The organism is Chitinibacter sp. S2-10 (assembly GCF_046530675.1).
Classification (GTDB): Bacteria; Pseudomonadota; Gammaproteobacteria; order Burkholderiales; family Chitinibacteraceae; genus Chitinibacter.
The window spans coordinates 1971886-1988088 of record NZ_CP172558.1; the positions used below are offsets into that span (position 1 = coordinate 1971886).

Consider the following 16203-nt stretch of genomic DNA (forward strand, 5'->3'; position numbering starts at 1 on the left):
TCATGTCTTCACGCTACGGTCAGGCCATTCGATTGGCCTCCACACTTCATCTCAGTCGAGAAGATTGGCTGGCACTACGCGCGCAGGGCATTGGTTCGTCCGATGCCGCAGCGGCAGTCGGCCTGTCGCCGTACAAATCACCGCTCACTCTCTGGCTGGAAAAAACGCACCGCAAACAGCCCGATGATCTATCCGATAAACCCGCCGTCATCTGGGGAACAGTGTTGGAACCGGTGCTGGCCAATGTGTATGCCGAGCGTTGCGGTTGCAAGGTTCGGCGCGTCAACGCAGTGCTGCGGCATCCAGAGCATCGTTTCATGCTTGCCAATCTTGACCGGGAGGTGGTGAATCACTCAGACGGTTACGGTGTACTGGAAATCAAAACGGCCAGTTATCACTCGGCACCGCAGTGGGAAGACGGTATTCCGATTGCTTATCAATGTCAGGTGTTGCACCAGCTCGCCGTCACCGGGCATGACTGGGCGGATGTAGCCGTGCTGATCGGCGGACAGGATTTCCGGATTTACCGAATCGAGCGCGACGACGCGAAGATTGCCGATCTGATTTATCTGGAACAACGCTTCTGGCAGCATGTTATGCAAGATCTTCAACCCGATCCGGATGGTTCGGACGATGCCGGTATAGCTTTGCAATGGTTATATCCGCGTGACAACGGGCAAACCGTCGATTTGTCCGAATCGCTTGAATTCAATCAGTTGTTTCATGAGCTGCTGCAGTTGCGCAACCAAAAGGACGAAGTCGAAGCACAGGAAGCACTGATCCGTCAGCGGATTCAAAACGCTCTGGGTTCAGCCACAGCAGCCGTATTTCAGGAAGGCCGCATCAGTTGGAAAACCACCAAAGATCGTACCGCACCGGATCTCGACCGCCTCGCGGTCGAGCATCCGGAGTGGTTGCAGCAATACCGTAAAACCGTACCGGGTTCCCGGCGTTTTGTCATTCAGCCTAATCGGCTCAATTCTGGAGGTGCCATATCATGATCAAAGGTCTCGCCATTACCCCGCCCGTGATCGGACGGATTTCCATCGGCCATCTGGTCGAAAAAAACGGCAAATTTGTCCCGGAAAAAGACGACAGCTTTACGCTGACCAGCCAGGTGCAAGGCAAGGACGGCTGGCTACTGCACCCGCTGCATCAATCATTGCTGGATGCTTGTGGCAATGCCAAGCTACGGGCAATCCCGATTCGTCTGTTATTCAACGACAGCGAACTGAATCTGCGTGCCGAATTCAGCGCGTTTGACCGGCAAACCGGTCGGCCATTGTGCGTCGGCGACGGAGAGTCGGCCAAACGGGTTTGCGCCGAAGGCGTTGAGGACGTGGCATGCCTCACCCCCGAGCGTTGCCCATTCGGTAAAGACAAAGGCTGCAAGCTATATGGGCGGTTGAATGTTCGGGTCGAAGGACAGGAAGACGATCTGGGCAGCTTCATTTTCAGGACGACAGGGTACAACTCGGTGCGTACATTGGCAGCTCGCCTGAAATACTTCGAAGCGGCCAGTGGTGGCAACAGCAAGAATTTACCGCTGATACTACGTTTGCGCGCCAAGAGCACCACGCAATCGTATCGGACACCGGTGTACTACGTCGATCTGACTTTGCGTGATGGCGATACGCTGGCTGAAGCAGTGTGCTTTGCTCGTGCAGAAGCATTGCGGGAACAGGACGCGGGACTGGATACGGTCGCGCTGGAACAGGCGGCGCGGCAGTTGTTGCTGAACGGTCAATTCGAAGACAGCGAAGAAGAAATTCCGCAGTTGTTGGAAGAGTTTTATCCAGATAGTGAATCTGGTATTGATTCTGGTGCCGCGTCAGAACCGGCATCGAGCAGACCTGTTACTTCGCAAACCACCACTCCGACCAAACCGGCTGCTCGTAACCGACCTCTGGCTACGCCGATTGCCCGGCGCACGGCTTAGCGTTCGCGCAGTCCCTTGATCAAGCGAGTCGTCAGTTCGACTACAAGCTCGCGATCTTGATCATTCAGTTCATTCAGCAATTCGGCCAGATGACGGGCTTGCTCGCTTGGGCGCGCACTGCTTTCCAGTAACAGGTCTGCCGGATCGCACTGGAACAGTTCAGCCAATTGCGCCAAACGAGTCATGGACATCGTGACGACACCCCGTTCCATACGCGATACCGATTCTGTCGTGACGTCCAGTTTCGCTGCGACCGCGTCCTGCGTCATTTTCATGCGACGACGGTGGCTGCCAATGGCTTTGCCGATGCGCTGCGTGAGTTTCTGTTCTTGTTCGTTCATGACGCCCCCTGACTCGCAATGATCAAGGAGGCACCACACCACTAGAAGTGCATGAAAAACCTATACCCGCTATTTAATGTTGGTTTTGTGGGTTTTCGTAGCACTGACGTGTTTCTTTTTGAAAAAGCCAATCCAGTGATCGTTGCATCTCACGATCTCGAAACAACAGGAGTAAAAATCATGATGACCCAATCCCATCAGGCCAGCGCCGACCACCCACGCGGACTAGATGATCTGCTGGCATTTTTAAGTGCGCACGGTGGACGATTCACAAACTTTGAACTGGATACCTTGCGCGAACGTATTGATGAACTGGTGAACTATGCCGCCGCTGTTGGCGTTATGGGCAAATCGGGTGCCGGTAAATCGGCACTCTGCAATGCGTTGTTTGGACAGGAAGCGACTGAAGTCAGCGCAGTCGATCCCTGTACTCGTCACCCGAAAGAAATCGATTTGGCCTGTCGGTACAACAAAGGCATTTCGCTGATCGATGTTCCCGGTGTGGGTGAAAGTATTGCTCGCGATAAGGAATACGCCAGCCTGTACGCTTCGTTGTTGCCTGAACTCGATCTGATTCTGTGGGTGATCAAGGCTGATGATCGTGCGCTGCATACTGACGAGCAGGTTTATCAACACATCATCAAACCTTATACCGATCAGCATGGCATTCCAGTGCTGTTCGTCATCAACCAGCTCGACAAAATCGAACCGAGCAGGGAATGGGATTGGGAACGACAACGTCCCAGTGGACAGCAGTTGTACCACCTTCAGCTCAAAACGCTACGGATCGTTCAGCGCTTTGCTATTTCGCCGTTGCAGGTTTGCGCCGTCTCGGCAAGCACTGGCTATGGGCTAGCGACTTTGATTGAAGCCGTCATCAAAGCACTACCCGCAGAAAAGCGCTGGGGCATAGCGCGGGAAACTCAATCTGCCTGTTTATCACCGTTGGCACTGGAAGAAGCCGAAGCCGGGTTGTGGGCGAGCATTTGCAGCGTAATTCGCGATTTGCTGCAAGAACGCGCAGCCTGGCTACTCGACAAAGTTCGCACTCTGTTGAACCGGCTGCGTAGTTGGATCGACTGAGCGGCAGCATCCCATTTCGAGAAATTCAGCACAACCGTGACTGCTACTTAAATGACACCAACGCCCAACTTTTGCTGTCACCAATTTGACATAAAAACATCATTAAATGATGATTGGCGACATATTGAATTCACACAAAGCATGTAACCGTGAAATGCATTCCCAGCCTAACCCCTTGTCAATCAGCCAATTCAAGCAATTGGCGGTCCCTTTGTTCAAACAGGAGAATCCATCATGACCATTAAATCGGGCGCTTTGCGTCCAGCATTGACGACAATTAATCACTACCTGCGTTCATACCGGGGCTTACTATGTCTGCCTGCCGTATTGTTGTTCAGCGGGTGTTTTTCAAGCGTTGATTGCAATAGCTCGGACGCGAAAGATACTGCGCTCAGGGTCATCGCCAATGAGCTGGACAAGGCGGCTTGGTATCAAGATGTCAAATTGGCGCTTGAAGGTACGCCCTTGCTGGAAGACATCAAAACGATCAGCAAAAGTGACAGCCCGAAAGCGGTAGTCTGCCAAGCCAACTACAGCTTCACCTACAACGGCAAACCGCATTCGATCAACGTGGATTATGACGTGAGCTATCTGGAAGATAAGGGAGATATTGAGGTAGCCGTGGCTGCTAACGATCTCAAATCCCGTCTCATCGCGATTGCCACGGTTGAAGCACCGATCAAGAACGGCGAACAGATCGTCACCGATCCTTCCACCCGCCAGATGGCCAAAAAGCTGAACTGGAAAAACAATAAGCTTGAGGGCGTACAAGAACTGTACAACCCGAGCAACCAAGCGATGATTGCCCAGATTCATTATGTGAACGGTCAAAAAGATGGCGAGGAAAAAGGCTGGAGTGAAGATGGGCAAACCCAGCTGGTTGCACTGAATTGGGTCAACGGCAAACCGACAGGCTACGAAAAACGGCTCTTCGAAGGCAAAGTCGTCACCGACATCCAGTGGAAAGATGGCTTGCAAAACGGAGTTCGTTCTGACCACACCATTACAACCGGTGTTTATACCGAAATGCCGTATAAGAATGGGCTCAAGGATGGTATCGCCAAAGTTTACGAATACCTACACCGGGATAGCACTTCAGCTGTTTTAGCGAGGACCGATCCCTATGTGAAAGACATACTTCATGGTATTCGCAAAACATATTCTGGTAATGGCACCGTTGTTTCGGAAGAACCATTTGTGAATGGCAAATTGGAAGGGCTTGCCAAATCCTACAACGAGAATGGCAGCGTGAGCATGGAGGTGACTTACGTGGCAGGTAACAAATATGGCGTTCAGAAAGACTATAACCAGCAAGGTCGATTGGAGCGAACATCGACTTATGAAAACAACAAACTGAATGGGCTTTACACTGAATATGGCCCGGATGGAAAAGCAGTACTCAAGCAAAACTTTAAAGATGGCCAGCTACTTGGTTTAGTCAGTGAATAATCTACAGCAATACTTTTCAAGTAGATCGCTGGCAAAACATCGCAGCAGCTGGAATTAACTTAACTTGACCACTTTCACGCGCTAGGCGAAGTCATCTGCCTGGCGCGTGAAAGTTTATTTTTTTGTTGGTTTAGATAAGCAGGGGCAAGTTTCAATTGGGGTGAACACTTGGTCGAAGGCATTGTACTGGGGGCTGTGTTCAGATTATTTGATTTTTATTGGGCGGAGAAAGGGTAGGGGATTTAGGTTGTTGGTATCTGAATTTGATACCAACAAAGATACCAACAATGGAAGCTGGATTTGTTGGTATCATACTGGATTCTACCGGACAACAAAAAGCCCCGGAACCTAGGGTTTGCGGGGCTTTTAGGACTGCTATGGACTTCCTGAAGCTAAGTAATGGTGCGCAACACGAGACTCGAACTCGCACGCCTTGCGGCACAGCGACCTCAACGCTGCGTGTCTACCAATTCCACCAATCGCGCACATCACGATGAATTGCTAATGAGGTATGCAATTCAGAGGAGCCGAATATTAACGAAATCCATGACCCTTGTCTAGCCCTGTTTGAAAAAATGCGTAATTGGCAGGTTCGGGCTTGATAGCGGGGCAAAGCGGCGTCACACTGCTGTTATCGATTGGATTTTCACTGATTGGAGTTTGTATATGGACAATAAATCCCGTTTCGTCGTGACTGCCCGTGCGAGTAAAAAACTGCCAGAGGCTTTGCGCAATAATGATGGTATTCGTCAGGCGCTCAAGGCGGTGGATGAATACTTTCCGCTCAAATTGGTTCTCGATGACCAGCAGCTCGACTTGCTGAAGAAAAGTTCCAAAGCGGTTGCGCGCTGCCTGATTCCGGGTAGCAAAGTGGATGCGTCGTATCAGTTTAATCATTTGTGCGAAATCTCCAGCGAGTTGTTCAAAGAAGTGAAAGAGATTCGCAAAAATATCAAAGAGATTGTCAGTGATCACGAGGATGAGCTGGAAAGCGACCGAGTTGGCGCTTTGCAGTATGTGAAGGAGTTCCGTTCGGAAATGGGCCCTGCGCTGGCGTCTTCGATCATTCTGCGTCGTTTTGCCAATTGCGTTGATGCGGTTTTGCTGGCGCAGATCCAGTATTCGGCAGAGAACGTCGAAATCGAGCTGCATATTGCCGAAGAGTAATAATACTGCAGATTGATGATGCGCCCACTCGAGAAGCGAGGATGGGAACTCATCATCAAGTCAGTGAAATCTTGTAACTGACCGAAAAAAGCCCCGATTTGCATCGGGGCTTTTTGTTTGTTACGGGGTATTGCTCTCTAGCCCAGGAAGGCTCTGGCGTTGCGGAACATACGCATCCATGCGCCATCTTCTTCCCAGTCGCTTGGGTGCCAGCTGTTTTGCACGGTGCGGAACACGCGTTCCGGGTGCGGCATCATGATGCTGAAGCGACCGTCGGCCGTTGTTACGCCGGCAATTGCTTCTGGGCTACCGTTCGGGTTGAGCGGGTATTGCTGTGTTGGTTTGCCGTGGCTATCCACATAACGCATCGCCACCAGTGCTTTGCCGATGTCGCCTTGCTGGCTGAAGTTGGCAAAACCTTCACCGTGGCTCACGACCACCGGCATCTGGCTACCGGCCATGCCGTTGAAGAACAGCGATGGCGATTGCGGTACTTCTACCGTCACAAAGCGCGCTTCAAACTGCTCGCTCTGATTGCGGGTGAATTTTGGCCAGTGTTCAGCGCCCGGAATAATGCCCGACAAGTTCGCCATCATCTGGCAACCGTTACACACGCCCAGACCGAAAGTATCGATGCGGTTAAAGAACGCTTCAAACTGTGCACGCGCTGCGGCATTGAACAGGATCGATTTTGCCCAGCCTTCACCGGCGCCCAATACGTCACCGTACGAGAAGCCACCACACGCCGCCAAGCCCATAAAGTCGGCCAATTGCACGCGGCCAGCGATCACGTCGCTCATGTGGATGTCAACGGCAGCAAAACCGGCGCGGTTGAATGCAGCACCCATCTCGATGTGACCGTTCACGCCTTGCTCGCGCAAGATCGCAACGCGTGGTTTTGCACCCTTCGCAATATACGGTGCAGCGATATCTTCGGATGGATTAAACGTCAATTTGGCAAACAGGCCTTTGTCGTTTTTGTCGGCGATACGTGCGTATTCGGCGTCGGCGCATTCCGGATTGTCGCGCAGGCGCTGGATTTGCCAGCTGGTTTTGCTCCACGCCTGTTGCAGACTAATGCGGGGCTCATCGAGCAGCATGCGGTTGCGTTTTTTGATTTTCAGCTTGTCGTCGTGGTTGGTTGTACCGATCACGTGCAGTTCACCAGCCAGATTGGCTTTCATGAATGCCGCGATGACGGAAGACGTATCGGCGCGGCGAACTTGCAGGACTGCGCCGAGTTCTTCATTGAACAGCACACCCATTACGCGACCGTTTTCGGCACGCTCGATGTCTTGTGGGGTGATTTCATCGAGCTGACGTTGACGAACTCGGCGATCAATACATAATTCGTCGATTTCGAGTGTCACGCCGCAATGGCTGGCAAACATCATTTCAGAAATGGCAGAAATCAGACCGCCGTCCGAACGGTCGTGGTACGCCAAAATCTTGCTTTCGAGATTAAGCTGCTGCACGGTGGCAAAGAAAGCTTTCAGATGATCAACGCTGACCACATCCGGCGACCAGTTGCCGAGTTGACTGTTCACTTGCGCCAGCGCCGATCCGCCCAGACGGCATTTGCCGGTACCCAGATCGATCAGCAGCAGATCGGTTTCTTCATCGGTGACAAGTTGTGGTGTCAGCGTTTTGCTCACGTCGCTGACGGGTGCAAAGCCAGAAATAATCAGTGATAGCGGTGCAACAACGGCTTTTTTCTCGCCAGCGTCGTCCCATACCGTTTTCATCGACAGCGAGTCTTTGCCGACCGGAATCGACACGCCCAATTCACGGCACAGCTCAAGGCCAACGGCTTTGACGGTGTCGTAGAGGTTTGCATCTTCGCCCGGGTGACCGGCTGGCGCCATCCAGTTGGCCGACAATTTCACATCGCCCAATTTAGCAATCGGTGCTGCCGCTAGGTTGGTCAGCGCTTCACCGACCGCCATGCGGCCAGATGCAGCAGCATTGATCAGGGCTAGGGGGGTACGTTCGCCCATCGCCATAGCTTCGCCGCACAGCGTGTTATACCCCATGGTAGTAACTGCAACATCGGCCACTGGAATCTGCCAAGGGCCAACCATCTGATCGCGCGCGGTATAGCCGCCAACGGTACGGTCGCCGATATTGATCAGGAATGATTTGTCCGCTACCGATGGCAACTGCAGTACTTTATACAGCGACTCTTTCAGATCGAGCGCAGACGAATCGAAGACTTTGAGTTCGGGTTTAACGCGCGTCACGTCACGCGTCATTTTCGGTGGTTTGCCGAGCAAAACGTCCATCGGCATATCGACTGGCTTATTCCCGAAGTGCGGGTCTTCCACCGTCAAGTGGCGCTCGTCAGTGGTGTGGCCGATCACCGCAAACGGGCAACGCTCGCGCTCGCAAATCGCTTCGAAAGTCAGCAAATCGTTCGGATGAATCCCGAGCACGTAGCGCTCTTGCGATTCATTTGACCAAATTTCTTTCGGCGCCATGCCGCGCTCTTCGATATTTACTTTACGTAAGTTAAATACCGCGCCCATGCCTGCGTCGTTCACCAGCTCTGGGAAGGCGTTCGAGATACCGCCCGCACCCACATCGTGAATCGACTGGATCGGGTTTTTATCGCCCAGCTGCCAGCAGCGATCGATCACTTCCTGACAGCGACGTTCCATTTCCGGATTGCCGCGCTGTACCGAATCAAAATCCAAATCCGCTGCGTTCGCGCCAGTATCCATCGATGACGCTGCGCCGCCGCCCATCCCGATCAACATGCCTGGGCCGCCAAGCTGGATCAGCAGTGAGCCATCTGGCAGGCCGTTTTTGGTGACGTGATCGGCGCTGATATTGCCCAAGCCACCAGCGATCATGATCGGCTTGTGGTAACCACGGCGCTCGCCGTTGACGTCCAGCTCGAAAGTACGGAAGTAACCTGCCAGATTCGGACGGCCAAATTCGTTGTTAAATGCCGCCGCGCCAATCGGGCCTTCGATCATGATGTCGAGCGCCGAAGCGATGCGATCCGGTTTGCCGTATTCCGGGCTTTCCCAGTCTTGTACGTAGCCGGGTAGATTCAGGTTGGATACGGTGAAACCACACAAACCGGCTTTCGGTTTCGAGCCGCGACCGGTTGCACCTTCGTCGCGAATCTCGCCGCCCGAGCCGGTTGCTGCGCCTGGGAAAGGTGAAATGGCGGTTGGGTGATTGTGCGTTTCCACTTTCATCAAAATATGCGTTTTTTGCTTTTCAAACGCGTATTGAGCACCGTCTGCCGCCGGGAAGAAACGCTCGGTGTCAAAGCCTTCGATCACCGATGAATTGTCCGAATACGCAACAACCGTGCCTTCTGGTGATGCTTTATGTGTTTCGCGAATCATGCCAAACAAGCTGTAATCTTGTGCTTGGCCGTCGATGATGAAGTTGGCATTGAAAATCTTGTGACGGCAATGCTCGGAGTTGGCCTGCGCAAACATCGTCAACTCAACGTCGCTTGGGTTGCGGCCGAGTTTATTGAAGTTTTCGACTAGGTATTCGATTTCGTCGCTCGACAGAGCCAGACCGTATTCGGTATTGGCTTGCTCCAATGCCGCCTGACCACCGCCAAGGATGTCAACGGTTTTCAGTTCAGTTGGCTCGAAATGGCGGAATAGCTCATTGCCTGCGGCTAAGCCTTCAAACACTTGCTCGGTCATCCGGTCGTGAATCAGTGGCAGCAGGGTATTTTTTTCGGCGCTCGACAGCGCAGCACCGTCGGCCTTGCTGGCGTAGATGGCCATGCCGCGCTCGATGCGGGCTACTTTGCCATCCAGACCACAGTGCAGGGCGATGTCGGTCGCTTTGGAAGACCATGGTGAAATTGTACCCAGGCGCGGCAAGACCAGAATCGGCGTGCCAGCGGCTTGTGCCGGATTGGCTGGTTCGCCATAGCTCAAAATGCGCCCAAGAACCGCCTGATCGTCCGCAGACAGATCGGCGTTCAATTCGATGAAATGCCAGTATTCGGCATAAAGGTTGACAGTCAGACCTTGCGCGGCGAGCGCAGTTGCTAATTTTTCAATCCGGAACGGTGAAAGCGCGGTACCGCCGCGTAGTTGGAGCACATTGGCCATGTCTGCAAGTCCGTAAAGGCAAAAAACAAAGGCGTAATGATACCTAAAAATCGGCCAATCTGCTGTTTTCTCGGTCTATTATGGCTATGCTTTACGGGCGGTTTTTGCCCTGACTGGTATGAAAACGCGAGATTCTTGCTGGTAGGGCTGTTTTTTTATTGATATTTTGCAAATGAATTCATTCTGGTATGGGGCAATTTATGACAATTGCGCCGTATCCACTAGCGGCGAATTCATTAGCCTTTTACACTGCTGAACAAGCATGTGCTGATTTAGTTCGGATGAGCTGAATCAGCTAATTTTTTTGTCACTGCATATTTCTGAGCAAGACGGAGAACAACACAATGAGCAACCCAGCAGGCGCACATCTCAAATTGACTTGGGCTAATAAAACCAATGCCCATAATGGTGACAACTTTCTTGCCGAATTAACGCTGACCAATTTATCCGATCAGCCTTTGCAAGGCGCAGGCTGGGCTTTGTATTTCAATACGTGCCGCAAAATCAAACCCGAAACAGTGACTGGTGGTGCGCATGTTACGCACATCAATGGCGATTTCTGGTCGCTGGAGCCTAAAGCTGATTTCGGCGTACTGCAGCCGGGTGAATCACGCACTTTTGCTTACGAAGGCCTGTTCTGGGTCATTAGCGAAACCGACGCGCCTTTGGGTTTCTATATTGTTTACGACGTGAATACGTCTAACGCCAAAATGGAAGTGATTGGCGACCCGGAAATTCTTGATTTTGCCAGCCCTGAGCAGCGTAATCGCAATGCGGCAGACCTCGTTGCTTTGGGTGGTCCGGCTAAAACTTATGCAGATAATGAAGGCCTGAGCCTGTTAGCCGCCGATCAACTGAGCAAAATCACGCCTACGCCATTGTCGTACAAGGCTGCGTCGGGCGAGTTTGTGATTAACAAGCATACCTTGATCGTGCACTCGAACGATCTCGCGAATGAAGCCGCCTTGCTGCAAGCGAGTCTGCGTGATGTGAGCGGTAAAGTCCTGCAACGTGCGGCCAAAGCACCAGCCGGTGCTGCTGCCATTACGCTGAAAATCGGCGCAGTCAATGTCAGCGACACGCTGGCACCAAAAGAAGCGTATCAATTGGACGTGACGTCACAAGGCATCGTAATTACCGGTGCTTCAGCGGCGGGTGTCTGCAATGGCATTCAAAGTTTGCGTCAATTGCTGCCGGTGGCGGCTTTCCTGAATCCGCAAGCCGAGTTGAGCGTTGCCGCTTGTCAGGTGCTTGACGCACCACGCTTTGCTTATCGCGGTATGCACCTTGATGTGGGCCGTAACTTCACCAGCAAGGAAACCATCCTGCGTTTACTTGAGTGCATGTCGCTCTACAAGCTTAATCAATTTCACTTCCATTTGACTGACGACGAAGGCTGGCGTCTGGAAATCCCGAGTCTGCCAGAGCTAACCGAAATCGGTAGCTTGCGTGGTTATACCAAAGATGAAACCGATAACCTTGTACCGTGTTTTGGCTCTGGCGGTGATGTGGCTGGTGAAGCGGGCAGTGGGTTTTACAGCAAGGCTGACTTTATCGAAATCCTGAAGTTTGCGACTGCGCGCCATATCGAAGTTGTTCCTGAGATTGATGTACCAGGTCACGCCCGTGCTGCGATCAAGGCGATGAATGTGCGTTACACGCGCTTGATGGCGCAAGGCCGCGAAGCTGAAGCCAAGCAATATCTGTTGTGCGATTTTGCCGATGCATCGGTATACGAGTCAGTTCAGCTGTGGCACGACAATGTGATTTGTATCGGGCAGGAATCTTGCTACACCTTTATCGAAACCGTATTGCACGACGTGAAAGCGATGTTCGAAGAAGCGGGCGCGCCATTCACGACGATGCATACCGGTGGCGACGAAGTGCCGCACGGCGCCTGGGAGCAATCGCCCGTGTGCCAAGCCTTTATGAAAGAAAAAGGCATGACACAAATCGTCGAACTGCAAAATTACTTCCTCGCACGCTACCGCGACCTGCTGAAAAAATACGGTCTGGTGTTTGGCGGCTGGGAAGAAATTGCCTTGGTGAAAAAAGAAGTCAACGGCGTGCATACGCATGGCCCTAATCCGGAATTCGTCAACGCCAACTTCCGTCCTTATGTATGGAATAACGTCTGGGGCTGGGGTCAGGAAGACTTTGCTTACCAATTGGCCAATGCCGGCTACAAAACAGTCCTGTCGAATGTCACAAATCTGTACTTTGACTTGGCGTACAGCAAAGATCCGCTGGAGCCTGGCTACTACTGGGGCGGCTTTATCGAAACTCGTGGTGCGTACGACTTTGTTCCGCTCGATATTTACACGACGGCAACGGTCAATCTGTTCGGCCATCCGCTCGACAAAGACAATATCGCCAGCAAAGTACGCCTGACACCGGAAGGGGTGAAAAACATCATCGGTATTCAAGGTCAGCTGTGGGCGGAAAATATCCGCAACCGTGGCCGCCTCGAATACTTGGCGATGCCGCGCACGATTGCATTGGCTGAGCGCGCTTGGGCCAAAGATCCTGCCTGGACTTCGATTGCCGACGCTGCTGCGCGTCAAAGCAAGATGGACGCAGACTGGAACGAGTTTGCCAACCGACTGGGTCAGCGTGAATTGCCTCGTCTGGATAGCTTCCCTCGCGTAGGTGGTACCGATGGTTACGGTTACCGTATTCCATTGCCGGGCGCCAAAGTGGAAGGTGGCAAACTGCATGCGAACGTCGCGGCACCGGGTCTGGTGATTCGTTACACCACCGATGGCTCTGATCCAACGCCTGCTTCTGCGATTTACTCTGCGCCGGTTGCAGTCAGCGGTACGGTGAAAGTGGCGGCATTTAGTTCGAGCAATCGCCGTAGCCGGGTGGTTGCGGTGTAATTGTAACTAGCTGGAAATCAAAAAAGCCTCGCGTTGCGAGGCTTTTTTATGGGTATTGCTTTGAGGGCTAATTTAGTATTGTGCTGCGTTAATATACCGTGCCTAGTATATCAAGACAGTCGTTGATAACCCGGCAATGTTAGAAACTCGACAAACTCATCGCTGGTCGTAATCTGGTCGAACAACTTGGCGGCTTCAGTCAGTGTGGCGCTATAGCGGCCTTGCTGTTCGATTTTCGTGACTTCTTCCGGCAACCAGAGTCGGAATAATTCAACAGTGACTTTACGACCGTCATCGAGCACGCCTTTATCCGAGCGTATCCATTGCCAGATTTGCGAGCGGCTGATTTCGGCCGTCGCAGCGTCTTCCATCAGATTGTGGATCGGCACGCAGCCCATCCCGGTCAGCCACGAGGCCAGATACTGCACGCCGACCGAAATATTGTTGCGCACGCCGACCTCGGTGATCGGCGTTTCAGGCTGGAAATTAAGCAAGTCGCTTGCGTTGACCTGTACATCCAGACGCTGTTTATGAATTTGATTGGGGTATTGCCCTAAAACCGAATCCCAGGCTGACTTGGCGACCGGTACTAGCCCGGGGTGTGCAACCCAGCCACCATCGTAACCATCGCCCGCATCGCGTTCTTTGTCGGCGCGCACTTGCGCCATTGCACGTTCATTCGCTTCCAGGTCGGTTTTGACCGGAATATACGCCGACATGCCGCCCATCGCCGGAGCGCCGCGCTGGTGACAGGTTTTAAGCAGTAATAATGAATAGGCGCGCATGAAAGGCACGGTCATCGTGATCTGGCTGCGATCGGCAAGACAGAAATGCTGGTCGGTGCGAAATTTCTTGATACAGCTAAAAATATAATCCCAGCGTCCGGCATTCAAACCTGCCGAATGTTCGCGCAATTCGTACAAAATCTCGTCCATTTCGAACGCAGCCAGAATCGTTTCGATCAATACCGTACCCTTGATGCAGCCGTGCGGTGCTTTGAGCTCGGCTTCAGCCCAAGTGAATACATCATTCCACAAGCGGGCTTCCAGATGCGATTCCATTTTGGGCAAATAGAAGTAGCAAGAGCTGCCGATACTCAAGCGGTATTGCAGATTGTGAAAAACGACCAGACCAAAATCAAACAGCGAACCCGACATGATTTCGCCATCAACTTCGACGTGTTTTTCCATCAGATGCCAGCCGCGCGGACGCGTTAACAGCGTCGCAATTTCCGGATTGAGTTTGTATTCCTTGCCTTCTGGGCTGGTGTAGCTGATCGTGCGGCGGTAGGCGTCGCGTACATTGATTTGCCCTTCAATCTGGTTTTCCCAGGTTGGCGTGTTGGAGTCTTCAAAATCAGCCATAAACGATTTTGCACCCGAATTGAGTGCATTGATCATCATTTTTCTCTCGACCGGACCTGTGATTTCGACGCGGCGATCTTGCAAATCTTCCGGTAGCGGGCTGATTTTCCATTCGCCATGGCGAATATGCGCGGTCGTGCTCAGGAAATCGGGTTTCACACCTTGATCGAGTAAGGCTTGGCGCGCAATCCGTGCCGCCATCAGCTCGCGACGGCGCGGTTCGAATAATCGGTGTAGTTCGGCCAGAAAGGCCAGTGCATCAGGGGAGAGTATCTGGCTGAACTCGGGGTTGATATTGGCTTTGATGCGGATACCCGCCAAGGTTGTGCTCATATGATGGACTCCCGTGACTGCTGGTGTCATGTGACGTGGGAGCGGGAACACCCTTTGGGCGAGCTCGCTCCCACGAGTGGATTTTAATGGAACTGTTCAGCTTCAGTTGAACCTTTCAGTGCCGTTGTCGATGATTGACCTTGCTGGATTACTTGCGTGACTTGGTCAAAGTAACCAGTACCGACTTCGCGCTGATGTTTGACTGCAGTAAATCCGCGATCTGCGGCAGCAAATTCGGCTTCCTGCAATTGCACAAACGCACTCATCCCTTCGCGCGCATAACCATGTGCGAGGTTGAACATGCCGTAGTTGAGCGCATGGAAACCAGCCAGCGTGATGAACTGGAATTTGTAACCCAGTGCACCGAGTTCTTTCTGGAATTTGGCAATCGTCGCGTCATCGAGGTTCTTTTTCCAGTTAAACGACGGCGAGCAGTTATACGCCAGCATTTTGCCCGGAAACTTGGCGTGAATCGCTGCAGCAAACTTGCGCGCGTATTCGAGATCGGGTTTACCGGTTTCGCACCAGACCAGGTCGGCGTAGGGGGCGTACGCCAGACCGCGTGAGATCGCCTGTTCCAGCCCAGGGTAGGTTTTGTAAAAACCTTCGACGGTGCGCTCACCGGTGCAGAATGGTTTGTCATTGTCGTCGACATCGCTGGTCAGCAAGTCAGCGGCTTCGGCATCGGTACGTGCGACGATAATGGTTGGCACACCCATCACGTCAGCCGCCAGACGCGCAGCAACGAGTTTTTCGACTGCTTCGCGCGTAGGCACCAGCACCTTGCCGCCCATATGACCGCATTTTTTGACCGAGGCGAGCTGGTCTTCAAAATGCACACCCGCAGCACCGGCTTCAATCATCGCTTTCATTAGCTCGAATGCATTGAGCACGCCGCCAAAGCCCGCTTCGGCATCGGCAACAATCGGTGCATACCAATCAATGCTGTCGTCGCCTTCTGCATGGTGAATCTGATCGGCGCGTGCCAGTGTATTGTTGATGCGGCGCACGACTTGTGGAACGGAATTGGCTGGATACAAAGATTGATCCGGGTACATTTCACCGGCCAGATTGGCATCCGCAGCGACTTGCCAGCCGGATAAATAGATCGCTTTGAGTCCCGCTTTGACCTGCTGCATCGCCTGATTGCCAGTTAAAGCGCCGAGGGCATGGACGTAGGATTGCTCGTGCATCAATTGCCACAGTTTGGCCGCACCGTGTTTGGCAATGGTGTATTCCTGCAATAAATTGCCACGCAGTCGTTCGACATCGGCGGCTGAATAGGGGCGGGTGACGCCTTTCCAGCGTGGATTGGTTTTCCAGTCATGCTCAAGTGCGGCAATCCGTTCTTTCGCTGTCAATGCTGTTGTGCTCATGATGTGTGCCCTCGAAGTCGAAACAATGTCCAGATCAAACAGTGACCCGATTCTTAATTGAAGCAGGAAAATTTTGCATTGCAACAAATATTGCGTCGCAGCATCGACGAATACCTAAAAACAACCCGGCAGCGATGACTACGGGGGATCTTGAGCATCTGGCTCTAAATGCCCCTTGAAA

10 protein-coding genes and 1 tRNA gene are annotated in these 16203 nt (G+C 52.6%); 6 read left to right on the forward strand and 5 right to left on the reverse strand.

What is annotated here, in order from left to right; all coding sequences use genetic code 11:
• The first annotated feature begins 2 nt into the window (after nucleotides 1-2).
• Nucleotides 3-1001, forward strand: coding sequence for a YqaJ viral recombinase family protein (locus ACG2XO_RS09360; RefSeq protein WP_410497714.1), 999 nt, complete (start codon nucleotides 3-5; stop codon nucleotides 999-1001).
• Nucleotides 998-1939, forward strand: coding sequence for a hypothetical protein (locus ACG2XO_RS09365; RefSeq protein ID WP_410497715.1), 942 nt, complete (start codon nucleotides 998-1000; stop codon nucleotides 1937-1939). Before ACG2XO_RS09360 ends, ACG2XO_RS09365 begins: the two co-directional genes overlap by 4 nt.
• Here the strand turns inward: ACG2XO_RS09365 and ACG2XO_RS09370 are convergent.
• Nucleotides 1936-2280, reverse strand: coding sequence for a helix-turn-helix domain-containing protein (locus ACG2XO_RS09370; RefSeq protein WP_410497716.1), 345 nt, complete (start codon nucleotides 2278-2280; stop codon nucleotides 1936-1938). The two genes, ACG2XO_RS09365 and ACG2XO_RS09370, sit on opposite strands and share 4 nt — an antisense overlap.
• A 180-nt stretch (nucleotides 2281-2460) precedes the next feature.
• On the opposite strand from ACG2XO_RS09370, the gene ACG2XO_RS09375 reads away from it, so the two are divergent.
• The gene (locus tag ACG2XO_RS09375) at nucleotides 2461-3363 is read left to right on the forward strand and encodes a GTPase family protein (RefSeq protein WP_410497717.1); all 903 of its coding nucleotides are present in this window, start codon (nucleotides 2461-2463) and stop codon (nucleotides 3361-3363) included.
• A 234-nt stretch (nucleotides 3364-3597) separates the two neighbouring features.
• Nucleotides 3598-4812, forward strand: a complete 1215-nt coding sequence (locus ACG2XO_RS09380) for a toxin-antitoxin system YwqK family antitoxin (protein ID WP_410497719.1) — start codon at nucleotides 3598-3600, stop codon at nucleotides 4810-4812.
• Between the two features lie 400 nt (nucleotides 4813-5212).
• Here the strand turns inward: ACG2XO_RS09380 and ACG2XO_RS09385 are convergent.
• Nucleotides 5213-5297 (reverse strand) — tRNA-Leu (locus ACG2XO_RS09385).
• Nucleotides 5298-5478: 181 nt separating this feature from the next.
• Between ACG2XO_RS09385 and ACG2XO_RS09390 the strand changes: the two genes are divergently transcribed.
• Nucleotides 5479-5979, forward strand: a complete 501-nt coding sequence (locus ACG2XO_RS09390; protein ID WP_410497720.1) for a hypothetical protein — start codon at nucleotides 5479-5481, stop codon at nucleotides 5977-5979.
• Between the two features lie 137 nt (nucleotides 5980-6116).
• Here ACG2XO_RS09390 and purL read toward each other — a convergent pair whose 3' ends face one another.
• Nucleotides 6117-10070 carry a phosphoribosylformylglycinamidine synthase gene (gene purL, locus ACG2XO_RS09395; protein WP_410497721.1) on the reverse strand — a complete coding sequence of 1318 codons (3954 nt, stop codon included), beginning with the start codon at nucleotides 10068-10070 and terminating at the stop codon, nucleotides 6117-6119.
• A 344-nt stretch (nucleotides 10071-10414) separates the two neighbouring features.
• Between purL and ACG2XO_RS09400 the strand changes: the two genes are divergently transcribed.
• On the forward strand, nucleotides 10415-12949 hold the full coding sequence (locus ACG2XO_RS09400) for a family 20 glycosylhydrolase (RefSeq protein WP_410497722.1): 2535 nt from the start codon (nucleotides 10415-10417) through the stop codon (nucleotides 12947-12949).
• Nucleotides 12950-13059: 110 nt separating this feature from the next.
• On the opposite strand, the gene aceB is transcribed toward ACG2XO_RS09400, so the two are convergent.
• Both aceB and aceA read right to left on the reverse strand, forming a co-directional pair.
• Complete coding sequence (aceB, locus tag ACG2XO_RS09405) at nucleotides 13060-14646, reverse strand: malate synthase A (RefSeq protein ID WP_410497723.1); 1587 nt, start codon at nucleotides 14644-14646, stop codon at nucleotides 13060-13062.
• Nucleotides 14647-14729: 83 nt separating this feature from the next.
• Nucleotides 14730-16022 carry an isocitrate lyase gene (aceA, locus tag ACG2XO_RS09410; RefSeq protein ID WP_410497724.1) on the reverse strand — a complete coding sequence of 431 codons (1293 nt, stop codon included), beginning with the start codon at nucleotides 16020-16022 and terminating at the stop codon, nucleotides 14730-14732.
• Between the last annotated feature and the right edge of the window lie 181 nt (nucleotides 16023-16203).